Origin of the sequence: Clostridium thailandense (assembly GCF_019207025.1) — a bacterium.
Classification (GTDB): domain Bacteria; phylum Bacillota; class Clostridia; order Clostridiales; family Clostridiaceae; genus Clostridium_AM; species Clostridium_AM thailandense.
Genome location: NZ_JAEEGC010000136.1, coordinates 1 through 13,401, shown reverse-complemented (window position 1 = coordinate 13,401; position 13,401 = coordinate 1). Strand labels below are relative to the sequence as shown.

The window sequence follows — 13,401 nt, the reverse complement described above, 5'->3', positions numbered from 1 at the left end:
ATCTTTACCTACTTTCCCAAACAAAATTCTGAAAATATCTTATCTATTATATCTTCACCTAAGGTGTCACCTGTTATTTCTCCTAAATTACTCCATGCATTTCTTATGTCTATGGATGCTAGATCTATTGCCAATGTATTTTCTAAAGCATCTAATGCCTGAATACAATTTTCTTTAGCTCTAATTAAAGCTTCTTTATGTCTAGTATTAGTAATAAGTATATCCATAGATGTTACTTCACCTTTAAAAAATAGATCTTTTATACAATCCTTCAGCTCATCAATACCTTGGCCCGTTTTTGACGAAGTTTCTATTATATATCTCGGATTTAGTTTATTAAGACTCTCTTTATTTATTTTACCATCTAAATCAGATTTATTTAATAAGATAATGTATTTTTTGCCTTCTATATATTCTATAATTTCATGATCTTCCTCATCTAGTTCTCTACTTAAATCAAGCATTAAAATAATTAAATCAGCCTCATTGATCTTTTCCTTAGATTTTTCTACACCTATTTTCTCAACTACATCTTCTGTATCTCTTATTCCTGCAGTATCTATAATTTTTACTGGTACTCCATCTATATTTATATACTCTTCAATTACATCTCTAGTAGTACCAGGTACATCCGTAACTATTGCTCTTTTCTCCATCAAAAGTGAGTTTAAAAGCGATGACTTTCCAACATTAGGCTTACCAACAATAACTGTATTAAGACCTTCTCTAATTATTTTGCCTTCATCTGCTGTACTCAATATTTCTTTTATTTTGTCTAAAATACCTCCTAGTTCAACTGCAACTCTCTCTGAAGTCATTTCTTCTAAATCATCTTCTGGATAATCAACTGTAGCTTCAATATGTGCAATTATTTCTAGTAAATTTCCTCTTATATTGTTTATCTCTTTTGAGACTCTCCCACTAGATTGTTGAACTGCTGATTTCATAGAAAGTTCTGTTTTTGCTCTAATTATATCTATTACAGCTTCTGCTTGACTTAAATCTATTCTACCATTTAAAAAAGCTCTCTTTGTAAATTCACCAGGTTCCGCAATTCTAGCTCCATTCTTTATTACCTCTTCTAGTACTTTTTGTGTTGAAATTACGCCACCATGACAATTTATCTCCACCGTATCTTCTGCTGTAAAGCTTCTTGGTGCTTTCATATAGGTTACAATAACTTCATCTAAAACATCACCTGTTTCCTTTTCTATAATAAAACCATATCTCATAGTATATGTTTTTATCCCATTTAATCCAGTTTCTTTTTTTCCTTTGAATATACTACTAACAATATCTAAAGATTTTTCACCTGAAACTCTTATTATTGATATTCCACCCTCTCCTAAGACCGTTGCAATTGCAGCTATTGTATCGAATTCTCTCATTTTATCACTCCCTCTATTATAATATTCACACTAATAAAGCAAAAAGAAAGCCATTAGGCTTTCTTCAAATCCACTACAACTTTTCTAAAAGGTTCTTCACCCTCACTGTAAGTATTAACATAAAAATCATTTTGAAGTGCAGAATGAATTACTCTTCTTTCATAAGGATTCATTGGCTCTAGTTTTACTGGTCTCCCTGTTCTTCTAACCTTCTCTGCTATTCTTCTAGCCAACCTTTTTAATGTTTCTTCTCTCTTTAGTCTATAATTTTCAGTATCTAAAATAACTCTCTTATACTCCATTTCATGACCTTTGTTTATAACCAAGCTTATAAGATATTGTAGTGAATCTAATGTTTCTCCTCTATACCCTATAAGTATTCCCATATCTGGACCTGTTAAAGACACCTTTACAACATTATTTTCTTCTTTTATTCTTATCTCAGCTTTTACTCCCATGCAATCTAGAACATCTCTAACAAATGTTTTAGCTTCGTAAATATAATCTCTTTTTACTTTTACTTGAATTTTTGCAGGTCTTGTTCCTATTAAATTAAAAAAACCTTTGTTTCCTGCATCTAAAACTTCAAATTCGACTTTATCTTCTTCTACGTTAAGTTCTTTTAGAGCATTTTTCAAGGCTTCTTCAACAGTTTTTCCAGTCATTTCTATAACCTTCATACCATAGTCACCCCCCTAAGCATTGCTAACGCTTCTATGCATACCAAGTTTTTTCATAACTACTGTCTGTGCTATCTGAATTAAGTTACTTATTACCCAATATAGTACTAATGCAGATTTTAACTTCCAGCTAAAGATTATCATAAATACAGACATACTTATGTTCATAGTAGCTGACTGTTTAGCCTGCGCGCTATTACCAGACGGCATCATTAATGATCCCGAAAAATATGTAGTTGCACCTGAAAGAATAGCAAGAGCGATATCACTTTTAGCTAAATCTTTTATCCATAAAAACTCAACACCATTTATACCACTTAAATTATTAAATACATAATAAAGTGCTATGAGAATAGGCCACTGTATAAGCATTGGAAAACATCCACTAAGTGGATTCGCACCTTTTTCCTTATAAAGTTTCATCATTTCTTGTTGAGACTTTTGCGGATCATTCTTATACTTTTCTTGTAATTTTTTTATTTCCGGTTGTAATTCATTCATTACCATAGAAGATTTCACTTGCTTAATATTCAACGGCAATATTACTAACTTAATTATAACTGTCATTAAAATTATAGCAACTCCATAGGAAATATTCTTATTCGGAGTAACTATAGCTACCCATTGATGAATCAATTCAAAAAACTGAACAAACGCACTATTTAAGTACTGCAAACTCTAAACCTCCTGACGACTTATTTAACTGGATCATATCCACCTTCATTTAAAGGATTACACCTTAATATTCTTTTTATAGCCATAAATCCACCTTTTAATACACCATATTTCTCTAATGCATCCATTGCATACTGAGAACAAGTCGGATAGAATCTACAACATGGTCTTTTTAAAGGTGATAAATATTTTCTATAAAATTTAATTAAAAAAACTAAAAATTCTTTCATTTAATTGTAGAGACCTGCCTTTTTAAAAAGATTTTTAACAGCTTCATCTATTTCATTGTAGTTTCTACCATTGGCAGCGTTTCTAGCTATAAATACTAAATCATATCCTATATTTAAACCATACCTATTCAATCTATAACTCTCTTTAATTAATCTCTTAACTCTATTTCTTATTACACTTTTACCTACTTTTTTGCTTACCGATATACCTATTCTATTTACATTTTTTTTGTTCTTATATATATATAGGACTAATAAGGCATTTGAAAATGATTTTCCTCTTCTATATATAGCTCTAAACTCTACATTCTTTCTTATTTTATTGACTTTCATTTAGTTTGCTCCTTTTTTCTGCAGTTGCAGAAAAAGGCCACAAAAGCGGCCCTTATGCTGTTAATCTTTTTCTTCCTTTTTGTCTTCTTCTCTTAAGAACATTTCTTCCTGATAAAGTACTCATTCTTTTTCTGAAACCATGTTCTTTCTTTCTTTGTTTCTTTTTTGGTTGATAAGTCATAAACATGTTCTTACACCCCCTTCTAGGAAAGTTATATTACCCTCTTAAGTGTATTTGCTCACGAGGATTATTCGCTAATAACCAACTCTCGTATTTCACCAACTTGAAGTTTTACTATTAAATTATATATTCCTAACCTTCCGATGTCAATCATAAATTCTACAAGCACCAAATCTCAAGTCGGACTACCTGTTATTATTTTTATTACTTTTTTGTGGATAACTTCTTGAATAGCTTGTCAGCTTTTGATATTATTAATAGAGAGTTGTGAATAACTTTTTTCAATCACAATGTTATCCACACCTGTGGATAACATTGTGCATAACTTGTTTGCCTTTCTGTAAAAGCTTATTTACTTTTTATATTTTTGACTAATTTCTTAACATTATTCAGTGTTAATAATGTTAATATTTATTTTTTGCGCATTTGTTGATAATTTTTTTTTTCTTATATTATTAACAATTTTGTTAACATGTGAATATTTTAATAAACATTTGTCAAGAAAATATAATGATGTTTATAATTATGTTTATTTAATGTGAATTTTATTTTTCTATTCAAGACTGGAGGATATAAAATGAATGCCCATTTAAAAGAAACATGGGAAAAAACTCTAAACATAATTAAAGGAGAACTTACTGAGGTAAGTTTTAATACTTGGATTAAAAGCATAATACCTTTATCTATTGACGATGATTTAATCAAACTAAGTGTTCCAAATGATTTTACTAAAGGAATTCTTAGCAGTAGATATAAAGACTTAATTGTAAATGCTCTTAAGCTTATTACTTCAAAAAAATATAATGTAGAGTTTTTTATACTATCTGAAGAAGCAATTGATTCTGAAGAACCCAAAAAACCAAAAATTGAAAATCGGACTACAATTATAGTAAATGATGAGATGTCTGCAATGCTCAATCCTAAATATACTTTTGATTCATTTGTCATAGGTAATAGTAATCGCTTTGCTCATGCAGCATCATTAGCCGTAGCAGAGGCTCCAGCTAAAGCTTACAATCCTTTATTTATATATGGAGGAGTTGGACTTGGTAAAACTCACTTAATGCACGCTATAGGGCATTATATACTTAAAAATAATTCTAAGTCAAAAGTAGTTTACGTTTCCTCTGAAAAATTTACTAATGAACTTATAAATTCCATTAAAGATGATAAAAATGAGGAGTTTAGAAATAAGTATAGAAATATCGATGTTCTTCTAATTGACGATATTCAATTTATCGCAGGTAAAGAAAGAACTCAGGAAGAATTTTTTCATACTTTTAATGCATTGTATGAAGCCAATAAACAGATAATTCTTTCAAGTGATAGGCCTCCAAAGGAAATACCTACACTTGAGGATAGACTTCGGTCTAGATTTGAATGGGGCCTAATAGCAGATATTCAAGCACCTGATTTTGAAACGCGAATGGCAATTCTTAAGAAAAAAGCAGACGTAGAAAACTTAAATATTCCAAATGAAGTTATGGTATATATAGCTACAAAAATCAAATCAAATATAAGAGAACTAGAAGGTGCTCTCATAAGAATCGTAGCTTTCTCTTCATTAACTAATAAGGAAATAAGCGTAGATTTAGCTACAGAAGCTTTGAAAGATATAATATCAAGTAAACAATCTAAGCAGGTGACTATAGACTTAATTCAGGATGTAGTTTCGAATTACTTTAGTCTTAAAGTGGAAGATTTAAAGTCTGCTAGGAGAACCAGAAATGTTGCGTTTCCAAGGCAAATAGCCATGTATCTTAGCAGAAAACTTACAGACATGTCTCTTCCTAAGATAGGAGAAGAATTTGGAGGTAGAGATCATACTACAGTAATACATGCTTATGAAAAGATATCTGATAACTTAAAAGTCGATGAAGGACTTCAAAACGTTGTTAATGATCTTACTAAAAGAATAAATCAAAAATAAGTTATTGACATGTGTTTATATTACTATCAGGATAACATGTGGATAACTAAATATCGTTATTTTTTAATTTATTTATGTGGATAAAGTTAATTATATTGAATTTACTTATCCACAATTATTTTTTCTCTATTTTTAAGCAATTTCAACGTGTATATGGATTATCCACATAATCACAGCCCCTACTACTATTACTACTAGAAATTATTTAATTATCTACTCTATATATACATAAATTATTTTGTTAATAAAGGAGGATTTTTAATGAACTTTACATGCGAAAAATCTATTCTACAAGAAAGTATATCCACAGCTCAAAAAGCAGTTACAGGCAAATCAACTATGCCTGTCCTCAATGGAATATTAATTAAAGCTTATGGAGATGAACTAATTCTAACGGGATCAGATATAGATTTAAGTATAGAAACTAAAATAAAAGCTAACATTTTGGAGGAAGGAAAAATTGTAATTGATGCTAAAATTTTTGGTGAGATCATAAGGAAACTTCCTAATGATTTAATACACATCAATACAATAGATGGTAATTCTATTGAGATATTATGTCAAAAGTCTAGATTTACTTTAATTCATATGAATGCAGAAGATTTTCCGGATCTTCCCAATATAAATGAAAACATGATATTTTCTATACCTCAGAGGATATTAAAAAATATGATAAAAGGAACAATCTTTGCTACAGCTCAAGATGATACTAGACCAATATTAACAGGTGTATTGTTTGAAACTAAGAACAGAAATTTAAATCTTGTAGCATTAGATGGTTATAGATTAGCATTAAAATCTGAAATTCTAGATACAGATAATACAATTAATGCTGTAATTCCAGGAAAAACTTTAAATGAGGTATCTAAAATACTAGAAGAGAATGACGATAATGTTAATATTACATTTACACCTAATCATATACTTTTTAGTTTAGGTGCAACTAAAATTATATCTAGACTTTTAGAAGGAGATTTTATAAAATACAGATCTATAATTCCTAGTGAATATAATTTAAAGGTTACTGCTAATAGATTAGATTTATTGAATTGCATAGAAAGAGCCTCACTAATGGCTAAAGATGGTAATACTAATCTTGTTAAGCTTAATATTGAGGATGAAAGTATGATTATAACATCTAATTCTCAATTGGGAATGGTAAGAGAAGAGAGTAGTATAATTTTGCAAGGAGAACCTCTGCAAATTGCATTTAACTCAAAATATCTCATTGATGTATTAAAAATAATTGATGAAGTAGAAATTGTAATGGAGTTTTCAAGTGGAGTAAGCCCATGTGTAATTAAAAATAAAGAAAATGATAATTGTACTTATTTAGTACTTCCTGTAAGATTATTAAATCATTAAAAATTTGGAAATGGAGATACTAAAAATGAAAAATATACAAATCAATACAGAATTCATTAAACTTGACTCTTTTTTAAAATGGACTGGAGAAGTTTCGCTAGGATCTGAGGCAAAAATGTTTATACAAGAAGGTCAAGTAAAAGTAAACAGTGAAGTTGAAACAAGAAGGGGAAAAAAACTCATTAAAGGAGATATAATAGAATTTAATGGAGAGACTTATAAAATAATATAATTTACAATTATTATATAAATGATGTATAATAATAATTTATGAAAGTTTTATTGTTAATTGTGTATTGACTATATTATGATATAATTAAACTAGGTGTTTTTATGTATATTAAATATTTACAACTCATTAATTTTAGAAATTATAAAGAATTGACTATAGAATTAAATGCAAATGTTAATGTCTTTATAGGAGATAATGCTCAAGGGAAAACTAATATTTTAGAAAGTATATACTATTGCAGTATTGGTAAGTCACCTAGAACAAGTAAAGACAAAGAACTAATCAATTGGGATGGCCGTGATGCATATATAAAATTATATGTTGTAAAAGAAAGATTAGATAAAAAGATAGAAATAAAAATATTTAAAGAAGGAAGAAAAGGAATAAATGTAAACTCTATAAAGATTAATAAAATATCTGAACTTATAGGAGTTTTAAATGTAGTAATCTTTTCGCCAGAAGACCTAAAAATAGTAAAGGAATCTCCAGCGTTTAGACGTAAATTTTTGGATATTGAATTATGTAAATTAAGTAAAAAGTATTATTTCAATCTAGTTCAATATAATAAGTCTTTAAGTGAAAGAAATACGATTTTAAAAAAATATAGTGAAAAATATGAATATATGCTAGATGTATATGATGAACAACTCTCCAAATATGGAGAAGCAATAACTAAATCGAGACAACAATATATAAAAAGATTAAATGATAATGGAAAGCCGATACACAGAGATATAACATCAGGAACTGAAAATATCGAATTTCATTACATGACATCTATTAAAAATATAAATGATGCAGAGCATGAACTTTTGGAACTGTTAAAAGCCAGTAGAAGAAAAGATTTTGAAAGAAAAACAACTTCAATGGGTCCACATAGAGATGATTTTAGTATAAAAATAAATGAAATAGATACGAAAAGCTTTGGTTCTCAAGGTCAGCAAAGAACTTCAGTTTTAACTATTAAATTTGCTTCTTTAAAAATAGTAAAGGAGATTACGGGTGATTATCCTGTGCTCTTGCTTGATGATGTGTTATCCGAGCTTGACGCAAATAGACAAAAATTTATATTGAATTCAATAAGGGATATACAGACTTTTATTACTTGTACTGGTATAGATCATATAGAAAAATACTTAAAAAATGAGGCAAAAGTGTTTAAAGTTAAAGGTGGTACTGTAGAGATAGTTTGAAATTTGAAAGGGGATTAACTTATGTTTCTGCATTTAGGAGAAAATGTGGTAGTGCCAATAAAAGATATAATTGGCATTTTTGACATGGAAACATCCATGTATAGTTCTGATACTATTCAATTTTTAAGAATGGCTGAAGAGGATGGTTTTGTTCAGAGAATAACTAAAGATAAACCTAAGTCATTTATAATAGCTGAAGTAGATAAGAAAAGTAAAATTTACTTTTCTCCAATATCTTCAGCAACACTAACAAAAAGATCAGAACTTCTGTATTATGAGCCTTAAGATAGGAGGATAGATATGACAGAAGAAAAAAAACAAGTTTATGATGAAAGTCAAATACAAGTATTAGAAGGATTAGAAGCTGTAAGAAAGAGACCTGGAATGTATATAGGAAGTACAGGACCGAGAGGGCTTCATCACTTAGTTTATGAAATAGTAGACAATAGCATAGATGAAGCATTAGCCGGATTTTGTAGAAATATAGAGGTGTTTATACATCAAGACAATTCTATAACTGTTATTGATGATGGCAGGGGGATGCCTGTTGGTATGCATCCAAAGATGCATAAACCTACAGTAGAAGTTATAATGACAGTATTACATGCAGGTGGAAAATTTGGTGGTAGTGGATATAAAGTATCTGGTGGATTACATGGAGTTGGTGCATCAGTTGTAAATGCTCTTTCTGAATTATGTGAAGTTGAAGTTAAAAGGGAAGGTCACATATGGAAACAAGTTTACAAAAAAGGAAAACCAGTAACAGATTTAGTTGTGCTAGCTGAAAGTAAAGATCATGGAACAAAAATCCACTTTAAACCTGATAGTGAAGTATTTGAGGAAACTGATTATGATTATGACACATTAGCACAAAGAATTAGAGAACTCGCTTTTTTAAATAAAGGCATAAAGATAGTTTTAGATGATGAAAGAACAGGAAAAAAAGAAGTATTCCATTATGAAGGCGGTATAAAATCCTTTGTAACCTATTTAAATAGAAATAAAGAGGTTGTTCATAAGGAACCTATATATATTGAAGGCAAGAAAGAAGATTATTCTGTTGAAATAGCAGTTCAATATAATGATGGATACACTGAAAATATTTTTTCTTTTGCTAATAATATAGATACAGTGGAAGGTGGAACACACCTTGCAGGATTTAAGTCAGCTCTAACAAGAGTTTTTAATGATTATGCTAAGAAATTCGGAATTTTAAAAGAAAATGACAAGAATCTATCTGGTGAAGATATACGTGAGGGATTAACCGCTGTTATATCAGTAAAATTAATAGATCCTCAATTTGAAGGTCAAACAAAAACTAAACTTGGTAATACTGAAGTACGTGGTATAGTCGACAGCATAGTAGGAGAAGGGGTAAGTACGTTTCTTGAAGAAAACCCTCAAATAGCTAAATCTATAGTTGATAAAGGTCTAATGGCAGCGCGTGCTAGAGAAGCTGCTAGAAAAGCAAGAGAGCTCACAAGACGTAAATCAGTTCTAGAAAGTAATTCTCTTCCTGGAAAACTTGCGGATTGTTCTTCAAAGGATCCTTTAGAATGTGAAATTTATCTGGTGGAGGGTGATTCAGCAGGGGGATCTGCAAAGCAAGGAAGAAATAGAAGATTTCAAGCTATTCTCCCATTACGTGGTAAAATAATGAATGTTGAAAAACAGAGATTAGACAAAATACTTGGTTATGAAGAAATAAGATCAATGATAACAGCATTTGGTGCAGGTATAGCAAAAGACTTTGATATTGAGAAGATAAGATATAACAAAATAATAATAATGACAGATGCTGATGTTGATGGAGCACACATCAGAACCTTATTACTTACATTTTTCTATAGATATATGAAAGAGCTTGTTGAGGAAGGTCACGTATATATAGCTCAGCCACCACTTTATAAAATAGCCAAAAGTAAGAAAGAATATTATGCTTACGATGATAAGGAGTTAGAAAGAATACTTCAGCAATTAGGTGGAAAAGACAATAATACAAATATCCAAAGATACAAAGGACTTGGAGAAATGGATGCTGCACAGCTATGGGATACTACAATGAATCCAGAGCAAAGAACACTGCTACAGGTTACTGTTGAGGATGCTATGGCTGCTGATGAAATTTTTACTATATTGATGGGTGACAAAGTTGAACCTCGTAGGGAGTTCATACAGGAAAATGCTAAAAAAGTAGTAAACTTAGACATATAATTAAAGAGGTGTAATTGATGTTTGATAACGAGAAAATTTTACCGGTAGACATAAGCCATGAAATGAAAAAATGCTACATAGACTATGCTATGAGTGTTATTGCAGGCCGTGCACTTCCTGATGTACGTGATGGTTTAAAACCAGTTCATAGAAGAATTCTTTATTCTATGCATGAATTAGGACTTACACCTGACAAAGGCTATAGAAAATGCGCGAGAATTGTAGGAGATGTTTTAGGTAAATACCATCCACATGGTGATAGTGCGGTCTATGATGCTTTAGTTAGATTAGCTCAGGACTTTTCGATAAGATATACCTTGGTAGATGGACACGGAAACTTTGGTTCAGTAGATGGTGATAGTGCCGCGGCAATGAGATATACTGAAGCAAGATTAAGTAAGATAGCTCTTGAAATGCTAAGAGATATAAATAAAAATGCAATAGATTTTATTGATAACTTTGACGGTGAAGAGGAGGAGCCTGTAGTAATTCCATCTAGATTTCCCAACCTTCTAGTAAACGGGTCAGCTGGAATTGCAGTAGGCATGGCTACAAATATACCTCCACATAATCTAACAGAAGTAATAAACGGAATAATAATGCTTATAGAGAATCCAGAAGTTAGCATATATGAACTAATGACTCAAATTAAAGGTCCAGATTTTCCTACATCAGGTATAATACTTGGTACATCGGGTATAAAAAGTGCATATGAAACTGGAAGAGGAAAAGTCATTGTAAGAGCAAAGACAGATATAGAAGAAGAAAATGGAAGATCCAAAATTATAGTTACAGAGTTACCTTATCAGGTAAATAAAGCTAGGCTGATAGAAAATATGGCTGAGTTAGTTAAGGATAAAAGGTTAGAAGGAATATCAGATTTAAGAGATGAGTCAGACAGAGATGGTATGAGGATAGTAATAGAGTTAAAGAGAGATGCCAACCCTAATGTCGTACTTAATCAGCTATATAAACACACTAAAATGCAAGATACCTTTGGTATAATAATGATTGCATTAGTAGATAATGAGCCACAAACTTTGAACTTAAAACAAGTTCTTGTACATTATTTGAATTTTCAAAAGGAAGTTATACGAAGAAGGACTAAATTTGAGTTGGATAAGGCTCTTGCACGTGCGCATATTTTAGAAGGATTAAGAATTGCACTTGATCATATAGATGAAGTTATAAATCTTATAAGATCTTCTAAGAATACAGAAGAAGCAAGAAACGGTCTTATGAATAAATTTAACCTCTCTGAAAAGCAATCACAGGCTATATTAGATATGAGATTACAAAGACTTACTGGGTTAGAAAGAGAAAAAATCGAAGATGAGTATAGTGAGCTCGTTAAACTAATACAGCACTTAAGAGAAGTTTTGGAAAGAGAAGAATTAGTATTAGAAATTATAAGAGAAGAACTTATTGAAATAAAGAATAAATATGGTGACGAAAGAAGAACTGAAATACAAAGAAATAACGATGAAATAAATATTGAGGATTTAATACAAGAAGAGGATGTAGTAATAACTTTAACTCATGCTGGTTACATAAAGAGAATATCAGCTGATACCTATTCTGCTCAAAAAAGAGGGGGAAAGGGAATACAAGCAATGGCTACAAAAGAAGATGATTTTGTAGAACATATATTTATTACCTCTACTCATAATAATATTCTTTTCTTTACAAATAAAGGAAGAGTTCATAAATTAAAGGCATATGAGATACCTGATGCAGGAAGAACTGCCAAAGGAACTAATTTAATAAACATACTACCTATAGCTACAGATGAAAAAATTCAAGCTGTCATAACTTTTAAGGAATTCGATGGTGACAATTACTTTATAATGGGAACTAAAGAAGGAGTAATCAAAAAGACTCAAATTAGTCAATATGCATCTATAAGGAAGAATGGATTGAATGCTATTAACTTAAAAGATGGAGATGAACTTATAGGAGTAAGAATGACTACTGGTGAAAGTGAAATTCTTATTTTTACTAAAAATGGATATGCTATAAGATTTAATGAAAAAGATGTAAGGCCAATGGGAAGAACTGCTACAGGTGTAAGAGCCATTACATTAAGAGAAGGCGATATAGCAGTAGCTATGGATATTGTAGCAGAAGATCATGATGTTTTAGTTATAAGTGAAAATGGATTTGGTAAAAGGACTCCTGTTTCCGAATATACTGCTCATAGAAGAGGTGGTAAAGGAATAATAACTTATAAAGTTACTGATAAAACAGGTTATATTGTTGGAGCAAGAGTTGTAAAAGATGAAGATGAAATGATGCTTATAAACAGCAGCAATGTGGCTATAAGACTTAATGTATCAGGAATATCGACTACTAGTAGAAACACTAGTGGTGTTACGCTTATGAGAACTGAAGAAGAACAAAAAGTTGTTGCTATTGCCAAAATAAATTACAATGATCAAATGAATGATGATGAAGATTCTGGAGAAAATTCTAATGAGATAGAGAAAACTCAGGAGAATGAAGAATAAAACTGAAAGCACAGGCATTGATTTTATAGTTAGTGCCTGTATTTTTTATGTTTAAAATAATAAAACTATGCCGTGTGTATCAACATAATAAATATAGAGAAATATAGAGAAATGTGGAGAAAATCATCTATAATTATATTTATATAGTACAATTATTAAATACATTCAGTTATAATTTTGATACAATATTTCTTGTCGCTGAGTGATGCGATAAAAACTTAGTAAAATGTTGTTGACAAAGCTAAGTTTTGATGATACACTATAAAAGCTTGATGAGTTCGTCGTAAAAAGTGGTTTTGAAAAAATAAAAAACAACTTGACAAACTCAAAAAGATTTGATAAACTAGAATAGTCGCTTAAATGAAGCGGCGATGATCCTTGAAAATTAAACAGAGGTTAAAAGCTTAAATAGCTTTTATTAAGTAAAGTAAACCAGCAATTCTTTTGAGCTACTTGATAGTAGCTAAGAAAAA

13 protein-coding genes are annotated in these 13,401 nt (G+C 30.3%); 7 read left to right on the top strand and 6 right to left on the bottom strand.

Annotated elements, in window-relative coordinates; all coding sequences use genetic code 11:
* Positions 1 to 8: 8 nt before the first annotated feature.
* Genes mnmE through rpmH form a run of 6 tightly spaced genes read right to left on the bottom strand, consistent with a single transcriptional unit; the run spans position 9 to position 3,493 of the window.
* Positions 9 to 1,388, bottom strand: coding sequence for a tRNA uridine-5-carboxymethylaminomethyl(34) synthesis GTPase MnmE (mnmE, locus tag I6U48_RS23010; protein ID WP_218322828.1), 1,380 nt, complete (start codon positions 1,386 to 1,388; stop codon positions 9 to 11).
* 53 nt (positions 1,389 to 1,441) lie between these two features.
* Entirely contained in the window at positions 1,442 to 2,068 is a 627-nt protein-coding gene (gene jag / locus I6U48_RS23005) for an RNA-binding cell elongation regulator Jag/EloR (RefSeq protein WP_218322827.1), read from the bottom strand.
* A 15-nt stretch (positions 2,069 to 2,083) separates the two neighbouring features.
* Positions 2,084 to 2,743 carry a membrane protein insertase YidC gene (locus I6U48_RS23000; protein ID WP_218322826.1) on the bottom strand — a complete coding sequence of 220 codons (660 nt, stop codon included), beginning with the start codon at positions 2,741 to 2,743 and terminating at the stop codon, positions 2,084 to 2,086.
* Between the two features lie 20 nt (positions 2,744 to 2,763).
* Positions 2,764 to 2,973 (bottom strand): membrane protein insertion efficiency factor YidD, encoded by a 210-nt coding sequence (yidD, locus tag I6U48_RS22995; protein WP_218322825.1) that lies wholly within the window; start codon positions 2,971 to 2,973, stop codon positions 2,764 to 2,766.
* Positions 2,974 to 3,306, bottom strand: coding sequence for a ribonuclease P protein component (gene rnpA / locus I6U48_RS22990; RefSeq protein ID WP_218322824.1), 333 nt, complete (start codon positions 3,304 to 3,306; stop codon positions 2,974 to 2,976).
* A 52-nt stretch (positions 3,307 to 3,358) separates the two neighbouring features.
* The gene (rpmH, locus tag I6U48_RS22985) at positions 3,359 to 3,493 is read right to left on the bottom strand and encodes a 50S ribosomal protein L34 (RefSeq protein WP_178906164.1); all 135 of its coding nucleotides are present in this window, start codon (positions 3,491 to 3,493) and stop codon (positions 3,359 to 3,361) included.
* A 571-nt stretch (positions 3,494 to 4,064) separates the two neighbouring features.
* Between rpmH and dnaA the strand changes: the two genes are divergently transcribed.
* The 7 genes from dnaA to gyrA all read left to right on the top strand — a co-directional run bounded on the left by dnaA (position 4,065) and on the right by gyrA (position 12,928).
* On the top strand, positions 4,065 to 5,417 hold the full coding sequence (gene dnaA / locus I6U48_RS22980; RefSeq protein WP_218322823.1) for a chromosomal replication initiator protein DnaA: 1,353 nt from the start codon (positions 4,065 to 4,067) through the stop codon (positions 5,415 to 5,417).
* A gap of 261 nt (positions 5,418 to 5,678) precedes the next feature.
* A complete protein-coding gene (gene dnaN, locus I6U48_RS22975; RefSeq protein ID WP_218322822.1) occupies positions 5,679 to 6,782 on the top strand; it encodes a DNA polymerase III subunit beta in 1,104 nt (367 codons plus the stop codon).
* 25 nt (positions 6,783 to 6,807) lie between these two features.
* Positions 6,808 to 7,014 carry a S4 domain-containing protein YaaA gene (gene yaaA / locus I6U48_RS22970; RefSeq protein ID WP_218322821.1) on the top strand — a complete coding sequence of 69 codons (207 nt, stop codon included), beginning with the start codon at positions 6,808 to 6,810 and terminating at the stop codon, positions 7,012 to 7,014.
* 101 nt (positions 7,015 to 7,115) lie between these two features.
* Positions 7,116 to 8,207 (top strand): DNA replication/repair protein RecF, encoded by a 1,092-nt coding sequence (gene recF / locus I6U48_RS22965; RefSeq protein WP_218322820.1) that lies wholly within the window; start codon positions 7,116 to 7,118, stop codon positions 8,205 to 8,207.
* Positions 8,208 to 8,228: 21 nt separating this feature from the next.
* Positions 8,229 to 8,492, top strand: coding sequence for an extracellular matrix regulator RemB (remB, locus tag I6U48_RS22960; protein ID WP_218322819.1), 264 nt, complete (start codon positions 8,229 to 8,231; stop codon positions 8,490 to 8,492).
* Between the two features lie 15 nt (positions 8,493 to 8,507).
* Entirely contained in the window at positions 8,508 to 10,421 is a 1,914-nt protein-coding gene (gene gyrB, locus I6U48_RS22955; RefSeq protein ID WP_218322818.1) for a DNA topoisomerase (ATP-hydrolyzing) subunit B, read from the top strand.
* A 17-nt stretch (positions 10,422 to 10,438) separates the two neighbouring features.
* Complete coding sequence (gene gyrA, locus I6U48_RS22950; protein WP_218322817.1) at positions 10,439 to 12,928, top strand: DNA gyrase subunit A; 2,490 nt, start codon at positions 10,439 to 10,441, stop codon at positions 12,926 to 12,928.
* The last annotated feature ends 473 nt before the right edge of the window (positions 12,929 to 13,401 follow it).

Excerpts from the sequence above, each read along its gene's own strand:
- mnmE (WP_218322828.1), bottom strand. The coding sequence starts at position 1,388 with ATGAGAGAATTCGATACAATAGCTGCAATTGCAACGGTCTTAGGAGAG.
- jag (WP_218322827.1), bottom strand. The coding sequence starts at position 2,068 with ATGAAGGTTATAGAAATGACTGGAAAAACTGTTGAAGAAGCCTTGAAA.
- yidD (WP_218322825.1), bottom strand. The coding sequence starts at position 2,973 with ATGAAAGAATTTTTAGTTTTTTTAATTAAATTTTATAGAAAATATTTA.
- rnpA (WP_218322824.1), bottom strand. The coding sequence starts at position 3,306 with ATGAAAGTCAATAAAATAAGAAAGAATGTAGAGTTTAGAGCTATATAT.
- rpmH (WP_178906164.1), bottom strand. The coding sequence starts at position 3,493 with ATGTTTATGACTTATCAACCAAAAAAGAAACAAAGAAAGAAAGAACAT.
- dnaA (WP_218322823.1), top strand. The coding sequence starts at position 4,065 with ATGAATGCCCATTTAAAAGAAACATGGGAAAAAACTCTAAACATAATT.
- dnaN (WP_218322822.1), top strand. The coding sequence starts at position 5,679 with ATGAACTTTACATGCGAAAAATCTATTCTACAAGAAAGTATATCCACA.
- yaaA (WP_218322821.1), top strand. The coding sequence starts at position 6,808 with ATGAAAAATATACAAATCAATACAGAATTCATTAAACTTGACTCTTTT.
- recF (WP_218322820.1), top strand. The coding sequence starts at position 7,116 with ATGTATATTAAATATTTACAACTCATTAATTTTAGAAATTATAAAGAA.
- remB (WP_218322819.1), top strand. The coding sequence starts at position 8,229 with ATGTTTCTGCATTTAGGAGAAAATGTGGTAGTGCCAATAAAAGATATA.
- gyrB (WP_218322818.1), top strand. The coding sequence starts at position 8,508 with ATGACAGAAGAAAAAAAACAAGTTTATGATGAAAGTCAAATACAAGTA.
- gyrA (WP_218322817.1), top strand. The coding sequence starts at position 10,439 with ATGTTTGATAACGAGAAAATTTTACCGGTAGACATAAGCCATGAAATG.